The organism is Staphylococcus sp. 231237_7MaSpsaltlick (assembly GCF_043107035.1).
Genome location: NZ_JBICNX010000279.1, coordinates 1 through 571, shown reverse-complemented (window position 1 = coordinate 571; position 571 = coordinate 1). Strand labels below are relative to the sequence as shown.

Below are 571 nucleotides of genomic sequence, written 5' to 3'. Positions count from 1 at the left end.
CATTTAATGATCACAATGATTATTTTTCTTACCTCAAATATATAAACAACCCAGCCTTTCATTTAGATCGAGTGTTGCATATTCTTATAATTTTTATTTCTTTAAAGTTAAATTGTTTATATCAATTATTTAAAGGTCAGTATTATTAATTTTCAACAGCGCCCTTTTTAAAACTAGAATTTCATCGTCAGTCAGATTAGCAAAACAATTATCATTCAATTCGTTTGCTAACTTTTCTAAAATTGGCCAAAGTTCATTTGCTTTAAGGGTACTACTAATTAAAACAGTTCTTCTATTATCTTCATCAGTTTCACGTACTATCAAATTTTTCTTTGACATTTTGTATAGTATGCCAGATAAAGTTGGAGCTTCCAACTTTAATGCATTACATATTAATTTAGGAGTATTTAAATTACTATTAATCAAACAATTTAATACTCCATACTCTGATGGAGTGACATTATAAGGACTTAATAACTCCTTGAAATATTTAAACACTTTATTTTGAGAAGTGCTTAATAAGTAGTTTACACAATTATCTATATCCATGGTTTAGGCCTCTCTTAAATTA

The 571-nt window shown here is 26.8% G+C and carries 1 protein-coding gene; it reads right to left on the bottom strand.

The window, feature by feature from the left end:
- Positions 1 to 129 precede the first annotated feature (129 nt).
- Entirely contained in the window at positions 130 to 549 is a 420-nt protein-coding gene (locus ACF91D_RS31455; RefSeq protein ID WP_107549237.1) for a MarR family winged helix-turn-helix transcriptional regulator, read from the bottom strand.
- Between the last annotated feature and the right edge of the window lie 22 nt (positions 550 to 571).

What these genes read in the sequence shown, in the direction of transcription:
- ACF91D_RS31455 (WP_107549237.1), bottom strand. Translation starts at nt 549, where the DNA reads ATGGATATAGATAATTGTGTAAACTACTTATTAAGCACTTCTCAAAAT.